Source organism: Bacillus sp. FSL M8-0077 (genome assembly GCF_038050255.1).
GTDB classification, from domain to species: domain Bacteria; phylum Bacillota; class Bacilli; order Bacillales; family Bacillaceae; genus Bacillus; species Bacillus altitudinis.
The window spans coordinates 2,391,834-2,416,599 of sequence record NZ_JBBPAF010000001.1; the positions used below are offsets into that span (position 1 = coordinate 2,391,834).

Sequence of the window (24,766 nt, forward strand, 5' to 3'; positions counted from 1 at the left end):
TGTCTATCTTATATAAATTATGGACTTTTTAAAAGTCGTTTTCAAATGAAAAAAGCTCTTCTGATGAAAAAGAGCTTTTTGTGCTTTATTATTTAATTTTGGATACCCATTCTGACATTTCATCGAGCTTTTCATTCGGAATTAGCCCGCCTGGCATCCCATTTCCGCCCTCTTGAATTTTCTTCTTGATGTCTGCTACTTCAAGCTTGTCGCCAACACCTTTTAATGCAGGACCAGCGCCACCTTCGTAGTTTTCCCCATGACAGCTAATACAGTTCTGCTTATACAATTCTTCCGGCGTCGCATTTGCGGTCTCTTCTTGCTTTTGCTCTTTGCCCCCTGAGGCAATTTTGTCTTCATCTTTCAGCCCCTTCATTGATAAGAAAAAAGTGAGTCCAATACCTAAAATGGCAATCAATAAGAATGGTATAAGTGGATTCCGTTTCATTTCTTTCATCCTCCCCTTTGTGAAAAACCCCTTTGAGACTATGCAAACAATTCTAATTCTACTTTAATTTTACAAAAAGTAAACGAATTATGATACAAAACTTTGGTCAAGTTCACAGATTAGACAAAAATGATTCAAAATGAGAAATGAAGCCTTCAGCACATTTAGATGTATTTTTTATACATCTTTTCTCTAAGAACGTTGCAAATTCATTTGTTATTCAGTAAAATATAATCAGATCAAAAAAGCGTTTTCATTTTGATGAAGAAAGAACGGATCTCTCTCAAGATCCGTCCGGTTTCTATTCTAAGAAGTCTTTTAATCGTTTACTTCTGCTTGGGTGTCTTAATTTCCGAAGAGCTTTCGCTTCAATTTGGCGAATACGCTCTCTTGTTACGCCAAACACCTTTCCTACCTCTTCTAATGTGCGTGTTCTTCCGTCATCTAGTCCGAAACGCAGTCTCAGCACATTTTCTTCACGGTCCGTTAGCGTATCTAATACATCTTCAAGCTGCTCTTTTAAGAGTTCATAGGCAGCATGATCGGATGGAGAAGTCGCCTCTTGGTCTTCGATAAAATCACCAAGATGCGAGTCATCTTCCTCACCAATAGGTGTTTCTAAAGATACTGGCTCTTGCGCAATTTTAAGAATTTCTCTTACTTTCTCTGGTGTTAAATCCATGTCTTCCGCAATTTCTTCTGGCGTTGGTTCTCTACCTAGATCTTGCAGAAGCTGTCTTTGAACACGGATTAATTTATTAATGGTTTCCACCATATGAACTGGGATCCGGATTGTTCTCGCCTGATCGGCGATCGCACGTGTGATCGCCTGTCTAATCCACCAAGTCGCATATGTTGAGAATTTGTATCCTTTGCGGTAATCAAACTTCTCAACCGCCTTCATGAGCCCCATGTTTCCTTCTTGAATCAAGTCAAGGAACAGCATACCACGACCAACATAACGTTTCGCAATGCTGACAACGAGACGAAGGTTCGCTTCCGCTAATCTTCTTTTTGATTCCTCATCGCCTTCTTCAATCTTTTGAGCATACGTAATCTCTTCTTTAGCAGATAGTAAATTGACGCGCCCGATCTCTTTTAAGTACATACGAACAGGATCATTAATTTTGACACCTGGTGGTACGCTTAAATCATTCAGGTCAAATTCCTCTTCTGCCTTAGCCAGCTGCTGAACATTTGGGTCTTCAGTCTCTTCGTTTTCACTGATGAGTTCTACACCCTGTTCGCCTAAGTATTCATAGTATTCATCCATCTGGTCTGATTCAATTTCAAAGCTAGACATACGCTCTGCAATTTCTTCGTATGTTAAAACGCCCCGTTTTTTACCCGTTTCAGTGAGCTTATCTCTCACCTGTTCAAAGGTTAATTCAGTTTCAGTTTCGTGGGCTTGTTTATCAGCCATTATGGATCCCTCCTTCCAAAGCTTGCAACGAATTCTAAAGTAACTTGCGATTTGCTTCTGCTCTGCTTTTCTCTCTCTATCAAACAGAATGAGCAAATAGGAATAAAATAAATAATGATGAAGGCAAGATGCTTGCGGTCTTATGCTCCTCCCATTAAAGGATTCATTGCCAGCCGTAAGTCTTGTCATAAATAGTAGACGTATTACTTCAGCGAACGGTTCAACTGAATAATTTCTTTTGCAAGTGTTGCCGCTTTGAAGAAATCTTTTTGCCTCTCCGCCTCTGCACGTTCTAGTTCTTTTTCCTTTATCATTGACAAATTCCGATGATTCAACACTTTTTTTACATAATCACTTAATTCAGCTTCACTTAGTTCGTCTCCAACTTGAATCATGAATATATCCGTCAGGAGCTGATTGATCACATCATCTTCTATACGGTTCATCAGATGCTGCGGAGTTGGTTCTTTTCCTTCTTCATACAATGCATAAATGTATGTTGCCAGCGCTCTGTGCGAATCTATATTAAATTCAAACCCTATCCTATCAAGCACTTTTCGGATCACGTCGTCATTTTTCAACATATGTGCAAGGAGCATTCGCTCTGCGTTTTCATATGCCGGCCTTAGACGTTTTCGTCTTACCTGCGTTGACAGATGTGCACGCCGCTTTTCAAGCCCATTTTCTTCTTGCGAGCTCTTGGCCTCTTGCCGCTGCTGCTTTTCAAAAAGCTCCAATTGCTCCTTTAATGAGTCAAGCGAAATGGAGAACTCTCCGGCCAGCTGCTTCATGTAAATCTCTTGTTCCAAGGAGCCGTTTAATCGGCTGATTTCTCGAAGAACCTGCTTCATGTAAGTCAGGCGGTCTCCTTCGTCAGACAAATTCTTTCCTCTTCGGAAAAAATTCATCTTAAATGTCATTAATGTCACACTTGCATCTATGATGTCATTCCTAAATTTCTCGCCGCCATATTTACGAATGTAATCATCTGGATCAAGTCCATCTGGTATCATGGCAACGCGAACTTTACATCCTCTTTTTCCAAGCAAATCTGATGCTTTCATGGTCGCTTCATACCCGGCCATGTCAGAGTCATAACATAAAATGATCTCTTCTACGTTCCGCCTAAGAAGCTTTACGTGCTCTTCTGTTAAAGACGTACCCATTGTTGCAACACTTTCACCAACACCACTTGTGACAGCCGAGATGACGTCAGCAAATCCTTCAAAAAGGACTGCACGTTCGCGTTTTCTAATATGCATACGCGCGTCATGAAAGTGATAAAGTAGCTTACTTTTATGAAAAAGTGGCGTTTCAGGACTATTCATATACTTTGGCTGCTGATCACCAAGTGATCTTCCAGAAAAAGCGACGACCGTCCCATGATGATCATGAATCGGAAACATGACACGATCTCTAAAGCGGTCAAAAAAACCTGTGCCGTTTTCTCGTTGAATCAAAAGACCAGCCTTCTCCATCATCGCAGGATCAAACCCTCGTTTTTCTAAAAACTTGGTCACGAAATCCCACGAGTCGAGAGCATACCCGATCTCAAACTTGGCAATTGTTTCATCCGTAAAGCCCCTGGACCTTAAATAATCGAGTGCGTTTTGACCTTCCTTTGTATTTACCAGCAAATGGTGGTAAAATTTCTTAAGAAGCTCATGCGCCTCAATCATTTTATGATCTGCTGTATCCTCTTTCTGTGAGGAACTGATCTGCGCATTCGCTACATGATCCGGCAAATCAATATGGTACTTATCAGCAACATGTGAAACGGCTTCAATAAATGAGTAGCCTTCCATTTGTCTGAGGAACGAAAATACATTGCCTCCTGCACCACAGCCAAAACAATGGAAGATTTGCTTATCTGCTGAAACAGAGAATGAAGGAGTATTTTCACCATGGAATGGACAAAGACCGAAGTAATTCCGACCTTGTTTTCTAAGCTGTACGTATTCTCCAATCACTTCGACAATGTCTGCGTTTTTTTGGATTTGCTCCAAAAGTTCATCTGGTATACGTTTGCTCATCCTAATAACACTCCGTCGTACATTATTCGCCTTTTAATTCAAAAATCCTTCATGATTCGACAGGATTTTTTGTAGTTGGGCAATAAATCGCTTTTTATCCTCTTCTAAAAGCTTTTTGGGACCTTTTCCGTATACACCTTTTCTTCGCTGTTTACTGGAAACATGCCTGCGTTCCAAATCAAAATCAATTGTTTCGTTTGTGTACATTCGTCCTCTTTCAGACAGAACAATGACCTGTCTTGGAAGCAGTAAGGAGGCCAGACCAATATCCTGGGTGACAACAATATCGTGCTTGACAGCTAAGTTCGCAATGACTAAATCTGCTGCTTCCTTATGTGTATCAACAAACCGCCAATCTTCAAGTGGTGATCGTTTGGTTTGAAAATGCTCATATGAAGCAATGAAAGTCACAGGTACTTGAAATTGAGATGCGACAGAAAGGATTTCGTCTTTTACAGGACAAGCATCTGCATCGACATAAATCGTCCTTTCTTTTTTTCGTTCATTCAGGTGACTAATTCTCCATCCCTCCACCTTATTCCTGCTTTAGAGAAGCAAAAAGACCATACTTTTCCCCCATAAAGCAATCAACAGTAAAACTCATTTTGTCGAAAAGTTATGTTCAGAATCACTTGACTTCTGCCAATATTAGTTTATTCGTTCTTGACTTAACTTAAACCTAAAATCAATCATTTTATCACAATTTTTTATTATAATACAAATGCAGCAAATATGCTATTGTTTTTATTTACCCGTTTCCCACCATAGGAAAAACCCAGGAGGAGCATCCTGAGTTTATTCGGAACCTCTTTTGGTCAGCATTTGATGAATGACATTTGCTGTCTCCTCAACTGCTTTATTCGATACATCAACAACTTGACAGTTAATGCGGTCAACCACTTTTTCAAAATATTCTAGTTCCTCTTTAATCCGCTCGATATTCGCATAAATGGCACGGTCATTTAAACCGAGTGATTTTAAACGTTCTTTACGGATATGATTCAGTTTGTCTGGACTAATTTTTAGGCCAATGCATTTTTTTGGATCAACTGAGAATAACTCCTCTGGCGGATCGACTTCAGGAACAATCGGAACGTTAGCTACCTTCAAGCGTTTATGTGCTAAGTATTGAGAAAGTGGTGTCTTAGACGTACGTGATACACCAATCAGCACAATATCAGCCTTTAGAATACCTCTTGGGTCCCGGCCATCATCATATTTCACAGCGAACTCAATGGCTTCAACCTTTTTAAAATAGTCCTCATCTAATTGACGTACACGACCTGGCTCATGTTTCGCTTCATTTCCATATGCCGTCTCCATTTTATCAATAAGTGGACCGATAATGTCATAGTACACGACGCCATTCGCTTCTGCTTCTTCTATTAAGAATTGGCGCATTTCTGGCACAACAAGAGTAAAGCATACGATCCCATTATCTGCTTTCGCCAATGAAATCACTTCTTTAATCGTACCGACATCCTCTACATATGGGATTCTTCTAATGTTTGAATGGTCGGATGAGCCGCCATCAAATTGGCTAAGTGCCGCTTTGACCACGAGCTCTGCCGTTTCTCCTACTGAATCTGATACAACAAAAATTACGCGATTACTCATAACATCCCCTCGCAGTCTTCTGTAATTAGATAATTTCGTTCTCTGATAAGCTAACAAGTATTTTCGTCATGTTTGTTTTCGTAATTCTGCCGACCACTTCAAAGCCTTTATCCGTATCCTTTATAACAGGAAGTGCATCTATTTGCTTTTCAATCAAGTGCTTGGCCACATCCATAATAAAATCTTCTTTGCGGCAAACGGTGATGTTCGGCATTCTTGTCATAATAATATGGACAGGTATAGATGGAAGCTCTTGTTTCCCAATACTTGCCCGAAGGAGGTCTTTTCTTGATAACACGCCTGTTAAAATAGAGTGATCGTCCACAACGAATAATGTGCCCACATCCTCTAAAAACATCGTACAAATCGCATCATAAACCGAAACATTCTCGTGTATCACGACTGGAATGGATTGAAAATCCTTCACTTGAAGTTTTTTCAGCTTATCTGCCAGAAGCTGCGTGCCTGTTTTGCCTGTAAAAAAGTAGCCGACCCTTGGTCTTGCTTCTAAAAAGCCAGACATTGTTAAAATGGCTAAATCCGGTCTGAGGGTAGCCCTTGTTAAGTTCAGCCGATCGGCGATATGCTCTCCAGTGATCGGACCATTCTCTTTGACAATCTGTAAAATCTGCTCTTGCCGTTTATTTAACTCGATTGTACTCACCACCTTTAAATAGAGAGAGCGAATCCTTACTTTATGTATATCAATTTCATAACTCATCATATTATAGCGCATCTTCGTCCGAATGAAACAAAAATCCACTCAAAAACCGTGAATTAAATGAGTAAAAAACGATTGCCCTTCGAAAAAGGCAACCGTTCTTAGGTATTTATTTTACAATTAAATTGTTCATATTCGCAAATGATTGAATGACTTTTGCCAGTTTGACCATTTGTGCCAAACGATTTTGTTTCAATTTTTCATCATCCGCATGAACCATGGTATGGTCGAAATAATGAACGATTGGTGTTTTTAACGTATCTAACGCTTCAAGTGCTGAATGGTACTGTCCTCTTGCCATATACTCATTGACAGCTTTCTCCACTTGCTGATAAGCCTCAAATAGTTTTTGTTCGTGTTCATTTTCAAACAGTTCAGGCTGAATCTGTGCGTCTTCCCCTTTTTTACTGATTGAAATGACGCGGCCCAATGCCTCAGCAGTTTCTTTGAAGCTTTCCTGTTTCACGCTCTCTTCAAGAACAGCGGCTTTTTTCACAATCGCATATGGTTCAATATTTTCAACATCAAGGACTGCTTCCACCACGTCATGACGGATATGTTCTGCTTGAAGAACATATTTCAAACGGTGTGTTAAAAATTCAATAAGAGCCGCTTCATGTTCTGTCTTTACTTGCGCCAGTGCTAAAAGCTCTTTAAATGAAAGATTCCATTGGCGGTCAAGCAGGATTTGAACGATACCGCTCGCTTGTCTTCTTAATCCATAAGGATCTTGAGAGCCCGTTGGAATGACATCAATTGAGAAGAATGAACAAATAGAGTCTAGCTTATCAGCTACTGCGACAATCGCTCCAATCAGTGTTGACGGCGCATCGTCACCCGCAAAACGCGGCATATAGTGCTCGTTGATACTCTTTGCCACTTCTTCATGTTCGCCAAGTGCTCTAGCATATTTTTCACCCATGATTCCTTGCAGTTCTGGGAATTCATAAACCATCTGAGTCACAAGGTCAAATTTAGAAATACTGGCTGCTCTTGCAGCGCGTTTAGACGTTTCTTCATCTGCACCCACATGATCTGCTAGGCGGACGGCAATGTCTGTTACTCTTTTCAGCTTGTCGCCAATCGTGCCAAGTTTCTCATGGAATACGACTTTATCAAGCTTTTGAATATTGTCTTCAATGACGAGTTTTTCGTCTTCTTTATAGAAAAATGCCGCATCTGATAAACGCGCGCGAAGGACCTTTTCGTTCCCTCTTGCCACATTTTCAAGTGCCTCACTGTTTCCATTTCTGACCGTAATAAAGTGCGGCAGTAATTCCCCTTGTTCATTTTTCACAGGGAAATAACGCTGATGTTCTTTCATTGTCGTGACTAGTACTTCTTCCGGAAGTGCCAGAAATTCTTCTTCAAAAGAACCAAATAGAACGGTTGGATATTCAACGAGATCGTTTACTTCTTCTAGAAGCTCAGGATCAACTGGAATGACCCAGCCTTTTTCAGAAGAAAGGGCATTTAGCTGCTCCGTAATTAATTGTTTTCTTTTATCTGAATCTACAATGACAAATTGATCTCGTAATGTTTGCTCATAAGAAGCTGGTGTGTCAATGCTGGCTGTCAACCCTAGGAAGCGATGTCCTCTTGTCTCACGTCCGCTTTTCACTCCTGCAATTTCAACAGGAATGATCTCTTGCCCAAATAAACAAACAATCCATTTAATTGGACGGATATAGCGTAAATCTTCGCTTCCCCATCTCATGTTCTTTGGAAAACTCAATGAAGCGGCAATGTCACCCAATGCTGGAAGAAGGTCTTTGACTTGTTTTCCTTCTTGAAACTTTTGGACATGGACATAATCCACACCTTTGATGTCTTTGAAATAAAGGTCATCAGTTGAAGCGCCTTGTCCGCGGGCAAAGCCTTCGGCCGCTTTCGTCCAATTGCCGTCCGCGTCTTGCGCAATCTTTTTAGCCGGCCCTTTTGCTTCTTCTTTGATGTCCTCTTGTTTTTCTGCGACACCTTTGACGAGTACAGCTAGACGTCTTGGTGAATTAAATAAAGCAACATCTTCGAATGAAATATTTTGTGCTGTGAACCAAGCTTTTACTTTATCACCTAGCTGCTTTGTGCTTTCTGGCATGAAACGAGCCGGCATCTCTTCTAAGCCGATTTCAAGTAATACATCTTGTTTATTCATGAGAAGCCGCCTCCTCTTTTAGCATAGGGAATCCTAGTTTTTCTCGTTCTTCGTAATATGTTTTGGCTACTTTTCTCGCTAACTGACGTACTCTTCCGATATAGCCTGTTCGCTCAGTCACAGAAATCGCGCCTTTGGCATCAAGCAGGTTAAAGGTGTGAGAACATTTGAGTACATAATCATATGCCGGGTGAACAAGCCCTTTGTCCATTTGGCTATGTGCTTCTTTTTCATATGTTGTAAATAAATCGAACAGCATATCCGTATTAGATGTTTCAAACGTATACACAGAATGCTCGTATTCAGCCATTAAGAATAAATCTCTTACAGTAAAGCCATCTGTCCATTCAAGGTCAAACACATTTTCTTTGTCCTGAATGTAAGAAGCAAGGCGCTCAATTCCGTATGTGATTTCAACAGAAACTGGCTTACATTCTAGACCGCCAACTTGCTGGAAATACGTAAATTGCGTAATTTCCATTCCATCAAGCCAAACTTCCCAGCCAAGTCCTGCACAGCCAAGAGATGGGTTTTCCCAGTTGTCTTCAACAAAACGGATATCATGTTTCAGCGGGTCAATGCCAAGCGCCTTCAATGATTCTAGATACAGTTCTTGAATATTGTCAGGTGATGGCTTAATGATCACTTGAAATTGATGATGCTGATACAATCTGTTTGGGTTTTCTCCATATCTGCCATCAGCCGGGCGTCTTGAAGGTTCTACATAGGCTACCTTCCATGGCTCTGGCCCAATGCTTCTGAGGAACGTGTATGGACTCATCGTTCCAGCACCTTTTTCTGTGTCATATGCCTGCATTAATACGCAGCCTTCATTTGACCAATGCTTTTGCAGTGTCAAAATCATGTCTTGAATATTCAATGATCGCACCTCCATCTTTTTTACACCATCCGCTATGTATGGCGGTGGGGCCTAGAACCTCTTTGCAAAACACAAAAACTCCCGTCTCTATGCTCGCAAGGTTCCTTGCAAACATAGGGACGAGAGTTTTTCCCGCGGTTCCACCCTATTTGCTGGTGTCGTAGCACCCAGCCGCTTTGTTTTACGTTGCTCAAGAATGCCTTTCGTTACGTGTCCATCCTTAGCTCACACCGTCCTAAGGTCGCTTTTATGGCTGATACGTAAGTACTTCTTTCTGTCAATGCAACATATTTGATCTTAGATGATCTTACAAAAAGTCATGGAAGATGTCAACTTTTGTTTTCGCCTTCCATTAGCTTTTTCATGGATTCCATTTGATTCATGAATTTTTTTGATTTTAAATAAAGACCTGAATACTCTTCATAATAATGATCGAGCACTTGACGAATTTCTTGTTTCGTTTGTGGTTTCACGTCAACTTGACCAAGCCTTGATAAATCAAAATAATGAAACAAACGGAGCAGTCTTGCTGCTGCTGGAGATAAGGGCAGTTTATATGGATCTTTTGGAAAGCATTGCCTACAGATGAATCCGTTATCTCTAATTGAGAAATGGAACTGCCCTTCTTTTTGACCGCAGTGTACACATTGATCCAGTTCGGGCTTCATCCCCATCACTGACAGCATTTTGACTTCTACGATAAATAAAATAATATCAGCATCTGTGCCTTCATTGAGATGGCGTAAAGATTGAAGAAGAAGTTCAAACAAGTAAGGGTTTGGCTTCTTTTCTTCTGTTCCTTTATCAAGTAATTCTGTCATATATGCGGCATATGCGGTCAGAAATAAATCTTCCCGAATGGTCCGCATACTTTCCATCATTTCACCTTGCTGGAGCGTTCCAAGTCCTGTTGATGATTGGATCAGGAAGGTTCCGTATAAAAACGGCTGGCTTATGGCTGATAAGCGGCTGTTCGATTTCTTAGCGCCTCTTGCCATTACACCAATTTTCCCATGTTCTCTAGTGAGCAGCGTGACAATTTTGTTTGTTTCGCCATAATCTGTTGTTCTAAGGACGATTCCTTCACTTTTAATGAGCATTTGTCTACACTCCGAGCATTGGAGGGGGTCAAGAATTATAAGATTGGAAAATCAAGCCGTGCTATTTCTTCTTCAAGTACATCGGGTCTTTCCAGGTTCTCCTTTTCTAACTCTTTGAAAAGCAGATACGTGTCAACGCTTCCTGTTTGTGAAAATACGTTCCATGTAAAATTCAACATAAAAACCCCACCTTTCTTTATTAGAAGCAGCAACGCTACATCCAACATACTAATATTATCTTGACCAGGCTACCTCCATTTCATGATAAACAATTTTTACTAATCGAACCGCACCATTGTCAGATTTACTAACAACTGTATGGTTTTTTAATATTCGTCTTCTCTAAATCCGAAATCGCGAAGATGAGTGGACTTATTACGCCAGTCCTTCTGCACCTTTACCCAAAGCTCTAAATACACCTTTGAGCCTAAAAGTGCTTCAATGTCTCTGCGCGCTTTTTGTCCCACTTCTTTTAATAAGCTGCCGCGCTTACCAATCACAATCCCTTTTTGTGAATCTCGTTCTACGACGATGGTCGCTGCAACATGAATCTTGCCATTTTCATCTGGCTTGATCGATTCAATCGCAACCGCAATACTGTGAGGGATCTCTTCTCTCGTTAAATGCAGCACTTTTTCACGAATTAATTCAGAAATAATAAATCGCTCTGGGTGATCTGTTACTTGATCTGCCGGATAAAATTGAGGGCCCTCTGGAAGATAACCTTCAATTTGCTGAAGAAGCGTATCAATGTTGTTGCCTTCAAGTGCTGAAATTGGCACAATTTCCTTAAATGGGTAACGTGTGCGGTATTCATCAATTAAAAGGAACAGTTCATCTGGATGAATTTGGTCAATTTTATTGACGACAAGGAACACCGGTGTCGATGTTTGCTTTAGTCGTTCAATGATGAATTCATCACCTTTGCCATAGCCTTCCTGTGCGTTGATCATAAATAAGATCAGGTCGACTTCCTTCAGTGTATTTTGAGCCACCCTCATCATAAAATCGCCAAGTTTGTGCTTAGGTTTATGAATTCCTGGTGTATCGATAAAAATCGTTTGTGACGTGTTCGTTGTCAGAACACCTTGCACTTTGTTTCGAGTCGTTTGGGGCTTATCACTCATAATCGCAATCTTTTGTCCAATCACACGATTAAGAAAGGTCGATTTCCCTACATTTGGTCTTCCAATAATTGATACAAATCCTGATTTGAAGCTTTCGTTAGTCATTTAAATCCTCCGGTGAAAATGCGCCTGGCAATAGTTCGTTTACTGTCGTTTCGTATATATGTCCTTTTAAGTTCGTTAGAATCACTGGCATATCAGGTGCACATAGCTCTGAAATGACCTGTCTGCATGCGCCGCATGGTGAAACAGGCCGATCTGTATCAGCCACTACTGCAAGCATTTGAAAAGATGTGATGCCCTCTGAGTACGCTTTAAAAAGTGCTGTTCTTTCCGCACAATTACACATACCATATGCTGCATTTTCAATATTGCAGCCGCCATACACTTTTCCGTCATTCGATAATAATGCTGCACCGACTTTGAATTTAGAATAGGGTACATATGCAAAATCTCTTGCTTTGACTGCTTCTGAAATCAACTCTTGTTTGTTCATTCTAGTTCCCACTTTCAGAAGAAATGGTACCACTGTCACATTTATATTTTACATAATTCACGTGACATTTTCACGCCCATTTCTAAAAATGTTAATAAATAGTAATATTGTTCTATTGCATGATCTTCGGTAAGAAGATCATCAACCCAATCATAACCGAAATGGCGGCGTAAACGCAAACAGCGCCTGCTGCCGCGTCCTTCGCTCTCTCAGCAAGAGGATGCTTCTCTTCTGTGAAAAGATCTACTGTATGTTCAATCGCTGTATTCACAAGTTCTAACGCAAACATCCCGCCGCATAAAAGCAGAATGATCATCCATTCAACCGGATGAATCTGAAACCAAAAGCCGCAAATCACCACGATGGTGGCTGCGACTGTGTGAAACCGAAAATTCCGTTCATTCAAGAAAGTTCGCCATATTCCTCTAAATGCATAATAAAAACTCCGAAAAAAACGGACAAGCGGCGTTCGCTTCTTACGATGATCTCGAAAGGCCATAATCATCCAAGATTTTTGTCTGTTTGGCGAACATTTCTTTTTCATCCTCTTCTGTCATATGATCATAACCAAGCAAATGAAGAAAACCATGAATCGTTAAAAATCCTAGCTCTCTCATGAAGGAATGTCCATATTCCTCTGCTTGCTCTTTCGTTCGATCCACACTAATGATAATGTCACCTAGTACCGGCGGAATGTCATCAGCACCAATGATTTCAATTTCCCCTTCGCCTTCTTCCTCAAGTGCAAATGAAATCACATCTGTTGGCGCATCTTTTCCTCGGTATTCTTTATTAATTTGATGAATTTCTTCATTTGAAATGATCGATACTGATACTTCTGCTTGATCTTTTACCTCAAGGGCATCCGCAGCAAATTGAAGAAGCTTTTCCACTTCTTCAAGCTGCTCTTTTGTTACTTGTCCTGTTTCATCTATTAAATCGATTAACAATGTCATTTACTTCACCTTCTGCTTCGGGGCATCTGGATATTCAATCCGAGAATGGAAAATCCCCTTTAATGTTGTACAAATTGTTTGGCTAATAATATTTAATTCTTTAAATGTCAGATCACATTCACTAAATTGTCCATCCTGCATCTTATCTGAAATAATGCCTTTGACAAGCTTTTCAATCCGCTCAGGGTTTGGATTATGCATCGAACGAACCGCCGCTTCCACGCTGTCAGCTACAGAAATAATGGCCGCTTCTTTCGATTGCGGTTTTGGACCAGGATAGCGAAATTCTTCTTCTGTCACCTGATCATCCCGTTCTTTTGCCTTATAGTAAAAGAACTTCAGCAGGGACTTTCCGTGATGCTGTTCTGCAATGTCCACAAGTTCCTCTGGAAACTTCTTTTCTCTCAGCATTTCAGCACCATCTGTCGTATGGGCAATAATAATATTCTTGCTCAGCTGAGGAGAAAGCTTATCGTGCGGATTATCAATGTTCATTTGGTTTTCAATAAAGTATTGTGGTCTTTTCGTTTTTCCAATGTCATGATAATAAGCCCCGACCCTTGCCAACAATCCATTTGCACCGACTGCTTCACATGCAGCATCCGCTAAATTCGCCACCATGACACTATGATGATAAGTACCTGGTGTCTCTGTTAAGATCTTTTTCAGCAGCGGATGATTCGGGTTCGATAATTCAATAAGCTTCATGGTCGAAAGAATGCCAAACATGCTCTCAAAGACTGGCATTAACCCAATAACCAAAATAGCCGATGCAAACCCTGACACAATCGCCATGATGAGGTTCACACCTATTTCAAGCCCTGATGGAGAAGAATTTTGAATCAGCGTAATGGACAGCACGACAAGTACATTCACCAAAGCTACCCAAAGCCCCGCCTGCAAAATTTTCGATCTCGCATTATGTTTTCTCAAAAATAAAATTCCCGCCATCCCGCTTATTAGATAATAAGCACAGATGACATAGTTAAAGACGCCTGTTACTCCTTGATTAAACATCATACTGCCGCAAAGGGCAAATACAAGGCCGGAGAAGATTGCCAGCCGCTCATTGATCAGCAGCTTAATCAGCATCGTGCCAAGTGCCACAGGCACGACATAGCCTATGGTCGTATACTTCGTTTCCTGGAAGAGACTGAATACTTCCATGATGATTAAAATAATGGTGAAAATGAGCGAGTACAGCAGTAACGATTTATTCTTATGGACGAGCGACTTTTTCCTCGATTCAAGTGAGTGGACAATCGCCGCTAAGAAAAGACCGATTAAGATGATAAGACCGCTTACAGGCTTAAACAAATTGGAACTGTTTAAAAGACCGGTCAGTTCTAATTTACGATACACTTCACGGTCAATGAGCTCTCCTTCTTCCACTAAAATCTGCCCTTGTTTGATTTGAACCGGCTGAATATTATCAGCTGCTTCTTGTCTTTTCTTCTCTGTTGCCACCGGGTCAAATACATAGTTTGGAATAATCGCAAATTCACCAATTTCTTTCGCTGCATTTAAATATTTTGACGGAATCGAATTGTTTTCAAGCTCTGCTTTCACTTGTTTCTTCTCATCTTGCAGCTTAGAAGCTGTGATTTCTTTACCCATGAGGGAATTGACCACTGTGATGATGGAGTCCTTTGTAAAAGAAAGATTTTCGTCACTTGCTTGGAGCAGTGCTTTAATCGATTGATCCGAAACAGCTTCCTGCATATCGGTTGTGAGTTTCTCTTTTACGCGCTTCACCATCTCTTGATCTGTTGGCGGGTTCTCTTTGTCATCAGCTGCTGCTTTCTTCTCTTCCTTAATGGCTTCAAAGAGGGATGAAATGAGGTCAACACGATTATCAGAATACGCTTTTTTGAGTGTATATTGGTCTTCTACTTGATCCGTTGCTTCTTGCTTCTTTTCTTCTGTTGCTTCTTGGTCATCAACGGTAGACGGAGAATAGATAGTCTGTTCGCTCACTGAAAATAAATCTAGGTCGAGCGATTCAGGCTTTACATGGAAGAAGAGCACCACAAACAGGATAGCTGCTAAACCAGCGTATAGCAGTACGTTTAAATAGCGTGAGCGCTCCATTTTCTGAGGTTCTTTTTTAGACAGCAGTCTTTTGCGCTTACTGCCTTTCTGATTCTTTCTCAAGGAAAGTACCTCCTTTTTTACTTTAAACCACGATCGAAACAAAATGACCCGATTAAGGCGATCGGGTCACTCAGTTCATTTTTGCTTTTCGTATGCTCCAATGATCTTCGCCACAAGCGGGTGTCTGACCACATCTGTCTGGTCTAATTCAATGAATGAGATACCCTTGATCTCTGCAAGCATTTCCTTTGCAGCCGCAAGACCTGACTGCATACCTTTAGGCAGATCAATTTGTGTAATATCTCCTGTAATGACCATTTTAGAACCAAAGCCTAGTCTCGTCAAAAACATTTTCATTTGAGCTGGCGTTGTATTCTGCGCTTCATCTAAAATCACAAATGCATCATCAAGCGTCCGCCCTCTCATATAGGCAAGAGGGGCAATTTCAATCACTCCGCGCTCAATTAAACGCTCCGTATGATCACTGCCAAGCACATCGTGCAGAGCATCATATAGCGGTCTTAAATAAGGATCGACTTTTTCCTTTAAGTCTCCTGGCAAAAAGCCAAGACTTTCTCCTGCTTCAACGGCTGGCCTTGTCAGGATAATCCGTTTGACATGTCCATTTTTGAGGGCATGTACTGCGTTGACCACTGCCAAATACGTTTTACCTGTACCAGCAGGTCCAATCCCAAAGACCAAATCATCTTTTTTCATTGCCGCAGCATATTCACGCTGGCCGATCGTTTTGACTCTGATCGACTTTCCTTTGGCATTTTTCGTAATTTCATCTTCATACATATTTTCAAAATAATTGAGCTTGTCTTTTTGCGCCATTTTAATGGCATAGACGACATCCCGTTCAGAAATCTCAATTCCTTTACGAATGAGATGTAAGAGAGATGTAATCAAACGGCTCACAGTATCTCTTGATGCTTCCTGACCAGAAACATACACTTTCTCTCCACGTGTGATAATGGAGACATTCAGCTCGTTTTCCATCAGTTTCAGATAAGCATCTTGATTGCCAAATAAAGCAATGGCTTCGTTTGGGCTATCCAATTTTTGTTGAATCTCAAGTAAATGTTCTGTCATTCTCTAGTCTCCCTGAACAATAGGTGTTGGTTGAACAATATCTTCTATTACTTGGTAAAGGATGATTAACTTAACTTTACCATTCCCTGTTGTCTCGTGCAAAACTTTTTCACTTTTCACCTCACCTGTTTGACCTAGCTTTTCTTCTAATTCTTTTTTACCCATTTTAATCCCTGCTTGAACCGCTTCTTTATTTGTGTATTCTCGTTTTATTTTTTCACTTTCTCGTGTGATTTCCTTTTCATAGGAGAACGGCAATTGCATATTCAAGAAATGAAGCGGGTGAACTTCTTTTTCTGTTTTTGGTTGATGAAAATCATCTTTTTTAAAGGTAAATCCCCAAAATGGAATGGAGCCTCCAAATAAGGAGAGCTTGTGCTTTGTCTTCATTTTACCCGTAAAGACATCAAAAGATGTTCGGAGAGGAACAGAAACTTCAGACCGGTACCATGTTTCACCATATATTTTCGCTTTGGCTCCGACCGTTTTTTTCTGTTCCTCACTCCCAATCAAACCAGAGACGAGCATCTGCCCTTTTTTCACATGCTCATCGACCTGGGCAAGCGGTTCCCCCTTTTCTACATACATTCTCGTGATGACCGCCTTTTTCTTGGCGACGATGTGCTGAGGACTCGTATATTTCTCCTTTTCAGGCTCATTTTTTTCGACCACTTTCATTTGAAACGTCGTTCCGTTCAATTCAACCCCGACCCATGTAATACTCTGAATATTGGTCGTCAATGACTTTTGTATTTTTTCAGGTGTCCCCATAAGAAACTGAAAACGTCCTTTTTGCACCCCAATTTCATCTAAATGCTTTCTCATTTGATGTTCTGTTTCTGGATTCGCACCTTTGATCTCAATTTTCCACACCATATTTGAAAGAGCCAATATCGTCACTAGGAAAAAAGCCATCCCGAGGGTAAATCCAATATTTCTTCTCGACCATAGAAGAAGAAACGGGAACCCTTTCTTTTGATGAAATGAACATTTCACCTCATGATGTCTGCGCACTTTTCTAAAGGCATGTACATCTGAGAGGCGAATAAATAAGCGCACGCTGTCTTGACGGCGGCTCACTTGAAAAATTGTGATCCCATGTCTCGTGCACTCATTGATCAGCCGCTCAATACCGCTTCCTCTTATCTCCACTTCCACTCTGCCAATAAAATAGGCAAACCATTTGTTCTTCACGTTTCTCCCCTCCGTCAGTTAAGAATCAATATAACGGACCTCATCGATTTTCCCCTCTAATAAGATCTCTTCTGGCAAAATCGTTTTAATCACAAAGTCTTTTCCTGAAATAATGCACTGTCCTTGCTTGAGCATCAGCCTTACCTCTTGATCACTGAAAAGTAAAAGCCCTTTATGGTTCTCTATGTAAATATGGAGTCTGCCAACCATCGTAATACGGGGAAGATCCATCATCACGTCCGGAGGGATTTCAAGTGTTCTTGTCAGCCATGCTTTAAGTCGATTTTTTCTTTTTCCCATTCAATAAGAACCCCTTCCCACCTCATGTGTATGAGATCAAACTGAAAGATGGTGAGACTGATGAGAAAGCCTCTATATCATCCTATTCCACAGCGGTTCATATCATGCTAATGAATCCCGTAAAACAGCCGTTTCATCATTTTACTGATTAAAATAGCACCTTCTGATCACAAAAAAGCCCCCTTTATCAAAAGGGGACTTTCTTCTTTATCTTTTATATGGCCTTTTCATCGTTCGATGCGGCTTTTTCGCACGAGGCTCTCCAAATACTTCACCAAGAAGCATACCTTGAACAACAGTATTTTGGTTAAGCTTGTCAATGACGTGCGGCTTCATTTCCGCAGAAGAAGCTTTCGGCCTGGTCAGCTGCCTTTCAAGAGATTTGAACTCTTTATTCAGCTCGCTTTTTCTTTCTTCCATTTCGGCAAGTGTAGCGGTATAACGATCCTGTAAGGACTGTGAACCTTGTTTCTTCATCCCGCCATGATCATGTACATCGCCAAAATCGTCGAGCTGGTCTGTTTTGACCGGGACTGTTCGTGTTTGTTCTGCCTTCTTTTGAGGAGCCGACTTTTGCTGCCGGTTGTTTTGTTCCTTCTCCTCTTGTTTGCCGATTTTCCCAAAGACCGCAGAGATAATACCGATGATAATCGCTATTAGTAACGGATTTTCAAATAGAATGTCCAATGGGCTCCCTCCTTAAAGCGTGAGAGGATGCTTATTTGTTTTCATTATCAGATGGACCTTTTGTCATTTTGCCAAATGAATCTCTCATATCCGTATCAGCATCGATATTCTTAATGTTCATGTAGTCCATGACACCAATATTACCTTCACGTAATGCTTCGGCCATTGCAAGTGGTACTTCGGCCTCTGCTTCTACTACTTTCGCGCGCATTTCTTCAACTCTCGCACGCATTTCTTGTTCTTGTGCAACAGCCATCGCGCGGCGTTCTTCAGCTTTCGCCTGTGCAATGTTTTTGTCGGCTTCTGCTTGGTCTGTCTGCAGGATCGCCCCGATGTTCTTACCGATATCAACATCTGCGATATCAATCGAGAGAATTTCAAATGCTGTACCTGAATCTAATCCTTTACCAAGAACCGTTTGAGAAATCATATCAGGATTTTCAAGAACCTTTTTATGATTATCTGATGAACCGATTGTAGAGACAATCCCTTCACCTACACGAGCAATGATCGTTTCTTCTCCTGCACCACCGACAAGCCTGTCAATGTTTGCACGAACTGTAATACGTGCTTTTGCTTTTACTTCAATCCCGTCCATCGCAACACCTGAGATAAATGGTGTTTCAATGACTTTAGGGTTTACACTCATTTGGACTGCTTCAAGTACGTCACGGCCTGCTAGGTCGATTGCCGCACAGCGAGCAAAGTTCAATTCGATATTCGCACGTTGAGCTGCGATCAGTGCGTTGACAACGCGGTCAACGTTACCACCTGCAAGATAGTGGCTTTCTAATTGGTTAATCGTCGCATCAAGACCTGCTTTATGCGCTTTGATGAGCGGGTTGACCACTCGGTTTGGAATCACTCGGCGAAGTCTCATTCCTACAAGTGTAAAAATGCTCACTCTTACGCCAGCCGCTAGGGCAGAAATCCACAGCATCACCGGTACAAAGGTGAAGAAGATCGATAGAACGATCAAACCTGCTGCGATAATCACAAATAATAGTAAAGTAGATGGATCCATTTTATTCCTCCTATATAATCAGTATATCTATACTTTCCTCACGACAATGCGTGAGCCTTCCGCTTTCACAATTTTTACTTGTTCATCCTTATCGATAAAAGCACCTTCTGACACAACATCAATGCGCTCGTCTCCAAATACAATCGTACCAGATGGACGAAGTGCTGTTGCTGTCACTGCGATTTGTCCTACAAGATCATCTCTTGTTTCATTTGAGACATAACCACTTTCTTTATTGGTTGAATCGGTTAAAATGAACTTTTTAAAAAATTTCATACGTTTCCCCAACACCTTTGTCAATAAAATAACTGCTATGATTGAAACAGCAGTGGCAATCAAGATGGAAATCGCCATTTCTGTAAAGCTTCCAGCTGCTAAAAATAAGCTGACAACGACACAGATTAGTCCAATGATACCCACGATTCCCCCTGGCAATATCAATTCAAGGATAATGAGCGCAATTCCCGCTAAGAATAGGAACAATGTCTCATATCCTGCAAAACCTGCCACGAGATGACCATAAAAGAATAGAAGAAGCGCTGTGACTCCCATGGTGCCTGGGACCCCAAAGCCGGGAGAATATAATTCAACAATTAACCCTAAGCTTGCGATGGATAAAAGGATAGGAATGACGATCGGGTGCGTGAGAAAACGCGCAACCTTTTCAGCAAAGCTCACTTCATCGAATTGAACAGAAGCATCTGCTAAGTCCAGATTCTGAAGCAAGTCATCCATATTTTTCGCTTCTCCTTCTGCATAACCGAACTGAAGCGCCCGATCTGTGTTAAAGGTCAGCAATTCTCCTTTTGGTGCACCAGCTTCTTTTGCGTCTATATCTACATCTGCCATCGCAAGAGCATATTTTGGATCACGCCCCTGCTTTTCAGCAGCGTCACTCATTTCAGCAAGCCATAGAGATTCAGATTTTTGATCGGCAGCGTTGCCTTCACCGTCAATGATCGCAGCAGCCCCCATCTTCCCGTTTGGGGTCATGTAAATTTGATCGGCATTTAGGGCGAGGAACGCCCCGGCTGAAAGCGCTCTATGATTCACAAACGCAGTCACTGGGATGTCGGATGCACGAATGGTATCGGCTATTTCAAGCGCCGCATCGACTGCACCACCTGGTGTATTGATGTCGAGAATAATGTGCTTCGCCCGTTCCGACTTTGCCTGCTCAAATGATCGTTCAATGAATTTAGAAAGTCCTTTTTCTACTGTATCTTCAATTGGGATAACATGAACTTTCTGATCTGCTGATTTCGCGGTCAATTGAACCCCTAATAACAAGCATATTATAAAACAACTGAAGAGAGCAATAGAAATTTTCATTTTTTTCATCTATTTGGTGATCCCCCCTCTCTTTCTTTCATTTTACCGTTCCTTTACATACGTTACAAATGTATCATAGGTTTCATTTTTATATGACAGAATGATGGAGGCATAAAAAAAGTACCCTTCTAACATGAGAAGGATACTTTTTTATTGAGACAGTTGTTCGCTGACAAGTCTGTTAATCACAGCACCATCAGCTTTACCTTTTACCTTTGGCATAATAGCGCTCATGACTTTACCCATATCAGCTTTCGATGAAGCACCGGTTTCGGCGATTGTTTCTTTCACAACCGCCTGCAGTTCTTCTTCAGAAAGCTGTTCAGGTAAATAAACGTCTAAAATGTCAATCTCTTTTTGAACTTTATCTACTAAATCTAAGCGATTAGCTTTCGAAAATTCATGGAGGGAGTCTTTACGTTGCTTAATCTCGCGGGAAAGGACGGTTAGTTCCTCATCTCCGGTCAAACTGTCTTTCTTAAGCTTTATTGCTTCATTTTGCAGTGAAGCCTTTACCATACGAATGACAATAAGCTTGTCTTTCTCTCGGTTTTTCATAAAAAGCTTCATATCAGAATTTAATTGCTCAAGAAGACTCATAAAATCCACCCTCTTTAGAATTTACGTTTTCTAGCAGCTTCAGACTTTTTCTTACGCTTTACGCTAGGCTTTTCATAAAATTCACGCTTTCTTGCTTCTTGCAATGTTCCAGTTTTGGATACACTGCGTTTAAAGCGACGAAGAGCATCTTCAAGCGATTCGTTTTTTCTAACGACCGTTTTTGACATTCTCTTTCCCTCCCTCCGAATACACCAATCGACTGCATTAAAAAAAGATATACATGTAAAACATGTACCTAGACATTATAATATAAGCCTAGGTTGAGGTCAACTAAGTGATTTGGAAATATATTTTCGTCATGAGCAGGTAGACAAGTCCATATATTCATTGGTAAGAGGAGGACTTTTCTATGATGGCGATCATTTATTTTTGTGCACTTATTTTCATTTTTTTATGGGCCATGGGTTTGCTTAGGAAAGGATTAATGGCGCTCACGTCGTCTCGTATTGAGAAATCACTTCTTCTCTTTACAGATCATCCAGTCAAAGCATTCTTGGTCAGTATTGTGTTTACAGGAGTTCTTCAAAGCAGTTCGGCGTTTATGGTCATCGTTATCGGCTTTGTAAGTACAGGCATTCTCACGTTTAAAAAATCCATACCCATGATTCTTGGAACGAATATCGGCTCAACATTTACGACAGAATTTATTGCCATAAAGATGGACGTGTTTATGTGGGTTCTGATTGCAGCTGGTCTTTTATGTATCATTTTTGGCAGGAAGTCTTTTCGATATGCAGGAAAAAGTTTATTTGGGCTTGGCATGATCTTTTTTTGTATTCAAAGTTTTTCAAAAATTGCAGGTATGATGACCAGCCAGCCAGAGACACTGCGTTTCCTTGAAATGATGCAGCATTCCGATTGGACAGCTCTTCTTTCTGGTACAGTGCTCACGGCGATTGTTCATTCAAGCTCTGTATGTATCGGTATTTTGATGGGATTTATGAATGAAGGGACTGTCGCTCTAAAAGAAGGCATCAGCTTTGTTTTAGGGTCCAATATCGGGACATGTATTACTGCCGTGATGGCTGCTATCTCTGGCGGTTATGCAGCCCGCCAAACTGCGTATGCACATGTCGTGTTTAATGTTCTAGGTGTTCTTTTATGTCTTCCTTTTCTCGCCTTTATCACTGAGTTTGTTGCGCTTTTAGCAAGCTCTCCTGCCCAGCAGATTGCGCACTTTAGCCTGCTGTTTAATGTTGCAAGTTCTCTCCTCTTTTTTCCGTTCATACGTCCTTTTCACGCCTTGATTTTGTTCCTTCTTCCGAATCGGTCAACATAAAAAAACCGGCTTGCCTTATGGCTGCCGGTTTTTCATCTATTATGAGGTCATTCTCACTTGATCCGTCTGCACGTCATCACTTATACGAACGAATTGTCCTTCGTTATAAGGATAGCCTGCTTTCGTAATCTTCACTTTCACCAAACGGCCGATCATGTCCTCTGTTCCTTCAAATACGACCTTCATGTAGTTATCCGTATATCCTACATACAGATTGTGCGTTCCGTCTTGCTCTTTGAAGGATTCTTCTGGAATAATCTCTAATACGTCGCCTTCATATGCCGATGCATATTCTTTCGCAAGCTGATCAGAAAGAGCAATGAGGCGGTGAACGCGTTCATTTTTCACATTCTCATCTACTTGATCTTCCATTCTTGCAGCAGGCGTACCTGTCCGTTTGCTGTAAGGGAACACGTGGAGCTCAGAGAATTGATGGTCTTTGACAAAATTGTATGTTTCCATAAATTCTTCTTCTGTTTCTCCTGGGAATCCAACGATCACATCTGACGTTACAGCAAGACCTGGCAATGCTTTTTTGAGCTTCGTTAAACGCTCTGCAAAGAATTCCATTGTGTATTTACGGCGCATTCTTTTCAGTACAGTATTAGAGCCAGATTGAAGCGGAATGTGCAAGTGTCTCACAATTTTATCTGACTGATCGAGCACTTCAATCACTTCGTCTGTAATTTGACTTGCTTCAATGGATGAAATGCGGATTCGTTTTAATCCCGCCACACGTTCATCTAATTCTTTCAGAAGCTTAGCAAAGTTATAATCCTTTAAATCTTCACCGTATCCACCTGTATGAATACCTGTTAATACAATTTCTTTGTAGCCAGCATCGACAAGCTGCTGCGCTTGATTGATGACTTCTTCTGGATCGCGAGAACGCAGTAATCCGCGAGCCCAAGGGATAATGCAGAATGTACAGAAATTGTTACAGCCTTCTTGGATTTTTAAAGAAGCACGTGTTCTGTCAGTAAACGCAGGAACATCTAGTTCTTCAAAGACACGTGCTTTCATGATATTGCCAACTCCGTTGATCGGCTGTCTTTCTCTTCTGTATTCTTCAATATAACCAAGCAGTTTATGTCTATCTTGTGTGCCAACCACAATATCAACACCAGGAATCGCCATGATTTCTGCCGGAGACGTTTGTGCGTAACAGCCTGTTACACAAATGACACCATCCGGATTATGACGAATGGCTCTTCTAATGACTTGGCGGCTTTTTTTATCGCCTGTATTGGTGACGGTACATGTATTAATGACATATACGTCTGCTTTTGATTCATAATCTTTTCTTTCATAGCCAGCTTCTTTAAACAGCTGCCAGATGGCTTCTGTTTCGTAGTGATTGACCTTACAGCCAAGTGTATGGAACGCTACTGTTCCCATCATGATTCACCTCTTAATAACTCTGTTTGATAAGATATAGCAGAAAGCGCGTAAAGAGGAGCTGTTTCTGTTCTTAAAATGCGTGGTCCAAGCCCGCAAATGACTGCACCATGCGCTTCAAGTTCTTCAATCTCCTTTTCTGCTAAACCGCCTTCTGGACCAAAAACCACTAATAAGGTTTGTCCGCCCTTCATCTGTTGGAGCACCGTTTGAAACCGGCTTTGCTCGCCTTCTTTCGATGATTCTTCGTATGCAACGACACATTTATCGAATTCACCGGCCAGTTGAATCAGCTCTTTAAATGTTGATACGGGATGGACACGCGGAATGATATTCCGGTAAGACTGCTCGGCAGCTTCTTTCGCAATTTTTTCCCAGCGGTCTCGTTTTTTCAATGACTTTTTTTGGTCAAGTTTTGTAATCGAACGAGCCGCTTGAAACGGAATAAAAGCACTTGCGCCAAGCTCGGTGCCTTTTTGGATAATCCATTCAAGCTTATCCCCTTTAGGCAGACCGCTTGCAATCGTCACCTTGATCGGAAGTTCTCGATTCTGATTCGTCCAGCCTTCCAAGTGACAAATCACTTCTTCCTTTGTTATTGTATCAATTTTACTGAGCGCTTCAAAGCCGTCTGTCGTTAAGCAAAGGATGTCTTCTCCTGCTTTCATCCGCATGACGTTTGCAAGGTGATGAACATCTTCACCCTTTATCGCGATGTTTCCCTTTTCCGTCACTTCTTCTTTTGTGAGGTCGATAAAATATCGTTGCATACGTGTCCTGACACCT

At 41.2% G+C, this 24,766-nt stretch carries 26 protein-coding genes; 1 reads left to right on the top strand and 25 read right to left on the bottom strand.

The genetic code is table 11. The features are described from left to right. Positions 1-88 precede the first annotated feature (88 nt). The 23 genes from cccA to rpsU all read right to left on the bottom strand — a co-directional run bounded on the left by cccA (position 89) and on the right by rpsU (position 21,470). A complete protein-coding gene (gene cccA / locus NST57_RS12335) occupies positions 89-448 on the bottom strand; it encodes a cytochrome c550 (protein ID WP_008342390.1) in 360 nt (119 codons plus the stop codon). Positions 449-749: 301 nt separating this feature from the next. Next, entirely contained in the window at positions 750-1,871 is a 1,122-nt protein-coding gene (gene rpoD, locus NST57_RS12340) for an RNA polymerase sigma factor RpoD (RefSeq protein ID WP_008342392.1), read from the bottom strand. A 203-nt stretch (positions 1,872-2,074) separates the two neighbouring features. After that, positions 2,075-3,904: a DNA primase gene (dnaG, locus tag NST57_RS12345; RefSeq protein WP_341298621.1), complete on the bottom strand. Its 1,830-nt coding sequence runs from the start codon at positions 3,902-3,904 to the stop codon at positions 2,075-2,077. Positions 3,905-3,937: 33 nt separating this feature from the next. Continuing rightward, a complete protein-coding gene (locus NST57_RS12350) occupies positions 3,938-4,438 on the bottom strand; it encodes a YaiI/YqxD family protein (RefSeq protein WP_008342395.1) in 501 nt (166 codons plus the stop codon). A gap of 261 nt (positions 4,439-4,699) precedes the next feature. Then, entirely contained in the window at positions 4,700-5,521 is an 822-nt protein-coding gene (locus tag NST57_RS12355; RefSeq protein ID WP_008342399.1) for a pyruvate, water dikinase regulatory protein, read from the bottom strand. 25 nt (positions 5,522-5,546) lie between these two features. Then, positions 5,547-6,185, bottom strand: a complete 639-nt coding sequence (locus NST57_RS12360) for a helix-turn-helix transcriptional regulator (RefSeq protein ID WP_024423017.1) — start codon at positions 6,183-6,185, stop codon at positions 5,547-5,549. A 166-nt stretch (positions 6,186-6,351) separates the two neighbouring features. Beyond that, complete coding sequence (gene glyS / locus NST57_RS12365; protein WP_341298622.1) at positions 6,352-8,397, bottom strand: glycine--tRNA ligase subunit beta; 2,046 nt, start codon at positions 8,395-8,397, stop codon at positions 6,352-6,354. Next, entirely contained in the window at positions 8,390-9,277 is an 888-nt protein-coding gene (gene glyQ, locus NST57_RS12370; RefSeq protein WP_003217487.1) for a glycine--tRNA ligase subunit alpha, read from the bottom strand. Before glyQ ends, glyS begins: the two co-directional genes overlap by 8 nt. A 329-nt stretch (positions 9,278-9,606) precedes the next feature. Beyond that, positions 9,607-10,377, bottom strand: coding sequence for a DNA repair protein RecO (gene recO, locus NST57_RS12375; RefSeq protein ID WP_142155519.1), 771 nt, complete (start codon positions 10,375-10,377; stop codon positions 9,607-9,609). Positions 10,378-10,412: 35 nt separating this feature from the next. Further along, positions 10,413-10,556 (bottom strand): YqzL family protein, encoded by a 144-nt coding sequence (locus NST57_RS12380; RefSeq protein ID WP_008342408.1) that lies wholly within the window; start codon positions 10,554-10,556, stop codon positions 10,413-10,415. A 147-nt stretch (positions 10,557-10,703) separates the two neighbouring features. Then, positions 10,704-11,609, bottom strand: coding sequence for a GTPase Era (era, locus tag NST57_RS12385; protein ID WP_007501305.1), 906 nt, complete (start codon positions 11,607-11,609; stop codon positions 10,704-10,706). Continuing rightward, complete coding sequence (locus tag NST57_RS12390; RefSeq protein WP_034661347.1) at positions 11,602-12,000, bottom strand: cytidine deaminase; 399 nt, start codon at positions 11,998-12,000, stop codon at positions 11,602-11,604. The genes era and NST57_RS12390 overlap by 8 nt, the downstream gene beginning before the upstream one ends. A 112-nt stretch (positions 12,001-12,112) precedes the next feature. Continuing rightward, a complete protein-coding gene (locus NST57_RS12395) occupies positions 12,113-12,499 on the bottom strand; it encodes a diacylglycerol kinase (protein WP_142156174.1) in 387 nt (128 codons plus the stop codon). After that, the gene (gene ybeY / locus NST57_RS12400; protein ID WP_341298623.1) at positions 12,477-12,956 is read right to left on the bottom strand and encodes an rRNA maturation RNase YbeY; all 480 of its coding nucleotides are present in this window, start codon (positions 12,954-12,956) and stop codon (positions 12,477-12,479) included. Before ybeY ends, NST57_RS12395 begins: the two co-directional genes overlap by 23 nt. Then, positions 12,957-15,071, bottom strand: coding sequence for an HD family phosphohydrolase (locus tag NST57_RS12405; protein WP_370529233.1), 2,115 nt, complete (start codon positions 15,069-15,071; stop codon positions 12,957-12,959). It lies immediately after the preceding gene. 114 nt (positions 15,072-15,185) lie between these two features. Beyond that, positions 15,186-16,145: a PhoH family protein gene (locus tag NST57_RS12410; protein WP_341298624.1), complete on the bottom strand. Its 960-nt coding sequence runs from the start codon at positions 16,143-16,145 to the stop codon at positions 15,186-15,188. A gap of 3 nt (positions 16,146-16,148) precedes the next feature. Beyond that, positions 16,149-17,339 carry a sporulation protein YqfD gene (yqfD, locus tag NST57_RS12415; protein WP_142155521.1) on the bottom strand — a complete coding sequence of 397 codons (1,191 nt, stop codon included), beginning with the start codon at positions 17,337-17,339 and terminating at the stop codon, positions 16,149-16,151. Positions 17,340-17,357: 18 nt separating this feature from the next. Then, the gene (gene yqfC, locus NST57_RS12420; RefSeq protein WP_012010618.1) at positions 17,358-17,639 is read right to left on the bottom strand and encodes a sporulation protein YqfC; all 282 of its coding nucleotides are present in this window, start codon (positions 17,637-17,639) and stop codon (positions 17,358-17,360) included. A gap of 207 nt (positions 17,640-17,846) precedes the next feature. Beyond that, positions 17,847-18,326 carry a hypothetical protein gene (locus NST57_RS12425; RefSeq protein ID WP_142155522.1) on the bottom strand — a complete coding sequence of 160 codons (480 nt, stop codon included), beginning with the start codon at positions 18,324-18,326 and terminating at the stop codon, positions 17,847-17,849. Positions 18,327-18,357: 31 nt separating this feature from the next. Continuing rightward, a complete protein-coding gene (gene floA, locus NST57_RS12430; protein ID WP_007501317.1) occupies positions 18,358-19,350 on the bottom strand; it encodes a flotillin-like protein FloA in 993 nt (330 codons plus the stop codon). A 27-nt stretch (positions 19,351-19,377) separates the two neighbouring features. Continuing rightward, complete coding sequence (locus tag NST57_RS12435; RefSeq protein WP_341298625.1) at positions 19,378-20,691, bottom strand: NfeD family protein; 1,314 nt, start codon at positions 20,689-20,691, stop codon at positions 19,378-19,380. A gap of 141 nt (positions 20,692-20,832) precedes the next feature. Beyond that, complete coding sequence (locus tag NST57_RS12440; protein WP_007501319.1) at positions 20,833-21,282, bottom strand: GatB/YqeY domain-containing protein; 450 nt, start codon at positions 21,280-21,282, stop codon at positions 20,833-20,835. A gap of 14 nt (positions 21,283-21,296) precedes the next feature. Next, a complete protein-coding gene (gene rpsU / locus NST57_RS12445) occupies positions 21,297-21,470 on the bottom strand; it encodes a 30S ribosomal protein S21 (RefSeq protein ID WP_003152957.1) in 174 nt (57 codons plus the stop codon). A 182-nt stretch (positions 21,471-21,652) separates the two neighbouring features. Between rpsU and NST57_RS12450 the strand changes: the two genes are divergently transcribed. Then, a complete protein-coding gene (locus NST57_RS12450; protein WP_341298626.1) occupies positions 21,653-22,582 on the top strand; it encodes a Na/Pi symporter in 930 nt (309 codons plus the stop codon). Positions 22,583-22,621: 39 nt separating this feature from the next. Here the strand turns inward: NST57_RS12450 and mtaB are convergent, their stop codons facing one another. Continuing rightward, the gene (gene mtaB / locus NST57_RS12455; protein ID WP_017367626.1) at positions 22,622-23,980 is read right to left on the bottom strand and encodes a tRNA (N(6)-L-threonylcarbamoyladenosine(37)-C(2))-methylthiotransferase MtaB; all 1,359 of its coding nucleotides are present in this window, start codon (positions 23,978-23,980) and stop codon (positions 22,622-22,624) included. Continuing rightward, positions 23,980-24,750, bottom strand: a complete 771-nt coding sequence (locus tag NST57_RS12460) for a 16S rRNA (uracil(1498)-N(3))-methyltransferase (RefSeq protein ID WP_142155525.1) — start codon at positions 24,748-24,750, stop codon at positions 23,980-23,982. Before NST57_RS12460 ends, mtaB begins: the two co-directional genes overlap by 1 nt. Positions 24,751-24,766 lie beyond the last annotated feature (16 nt).

Coding starts and splice junctions, on each gene's coding strand:
- cccA (WP_008342390.1), bottom strand. CDS start 448: ATGAAACGGAATCCACTTATACCATTCTTATTGATTGCCATTTTAGGT.
- rpoD (WP_008342392.1), bottom strand. CDS start 1,871: ATGGCTGATAAACAAGCCCACGAAACTGAAACTGAATTAACCTTTGAA.
- dnaG (WP_341298621.1), bottom strand. CDS start 3,904: ATGAGCAAACGTATACCAGATGAACTTTTGGAGCAAATCCAAAAAAAC.
- NST57_RS12355 (WP_008342399.1), bottom strand. CDS start 5,521: ATGAGTAATCGCGTAATTTTTGTTGTATCAGATTCAGTAGGAGAAACG.
- glyS (WP_341298622.1), bottom strand. CDS start 8,397: ATGAATAAACAAGATGTATTACTTGAAATCGGCTTAGAAGAGATGCCG.
- recO (WP_142155519.1), bottom strand. CDS start 10,377: ATGCTCATTAAAAGTGAAGGAATCGTCCTTAGAACAACAGATTATGGC.
- NST57_RS12380 (WP_008342408.1), bottom strand. CDS start 10,556: ATGTTGAATTTTACATGGAACGTATTTTCACAAACAGGAAGCGTTGAC.
- era (WP_007501305.1), bottom strand. CDS start 11,609: ATGACTAACGAAAGCTTCAAATCAGGATTTGTATCAATTATTGGAAGA.
- NST57_RS12390 (WP_034661347.1), bottom strand. CDS start 12,000: ATGAACAAACAAGAGTTGATTTCAGAAGCAGTCAAAGCAAGAGATTTT.
- NST57_RS12395 (WP_142156174.1), bottom strand. CDS start 12,499: ATGGCCTTTCGAGATCATCGTAAGAAGCGAACGCCGCTTGTCCGTTTT.
- ybeY (WP_341298623.1), bottom strand. CDS start 12,956: ATGACATTGTTAATCGATTTAATAGATGAAACAGGACAAGTAACAAAA.
- NST57_RS12410 (WP_341298624.1), bottom strand. CDS start 16,145: ATGACAGAACATTTACTTGAGATTCAACAAAAATTGGATAGCCCAAAC.
- yqfC (WP_012010618.1), bottom strand. CDS start 17,639: ATGGGAAAAAGAAAAAATCGACTTAAAGCATGGCTGACAAGAACACTT.
- floA (WP_007501317.1), bottom strand. CDS start 19,350: ATGGATCCATCTACTTTACTATTATTTGTGATTATCGCAGCAGGTTTG.
- NST57_RS12435 (WP_341298625.1), bottom strand. CDS start 20,691: ATGAAAAAAATGAAAATTTCTATTGCTCTCTTCAGTTGTTTTATAATA.
- NST57_RS12440 (WP_007501319.1), bottom strand. CDS start 21,282: ATGAGTCTTCTTGAGCAATTAAATTCTGATATGAAGCTTTTTATGAAA.
- rpsU (WP_003152957.1), bottom strand. CDS start 21,470: ATGTCAAAAACGGTCGTTAGAAAAAACGAATCGCTTGAAGATGCTCTT.
- NST57_RS12450 (WP_341298626.1), top strand. CDS start 21,653: ATGATGGCGATCATTTATTTTTGTGCACTTATTTTCATTTTTTTATGG.
- mtaB (WP_017367626.1), bottom strand. CDS start 23,980: ATGGGAACAGTAGCGTTCCATACACTTGGCTGTAAGGTCAATCACTAC.
- NST57_RS12460 (WP_142155525.1), bottom strand. CDS start 24,750: ATGCAACGATATTTTATCGACCTCACAAAAGAAGAAGTGACGGAAAAG.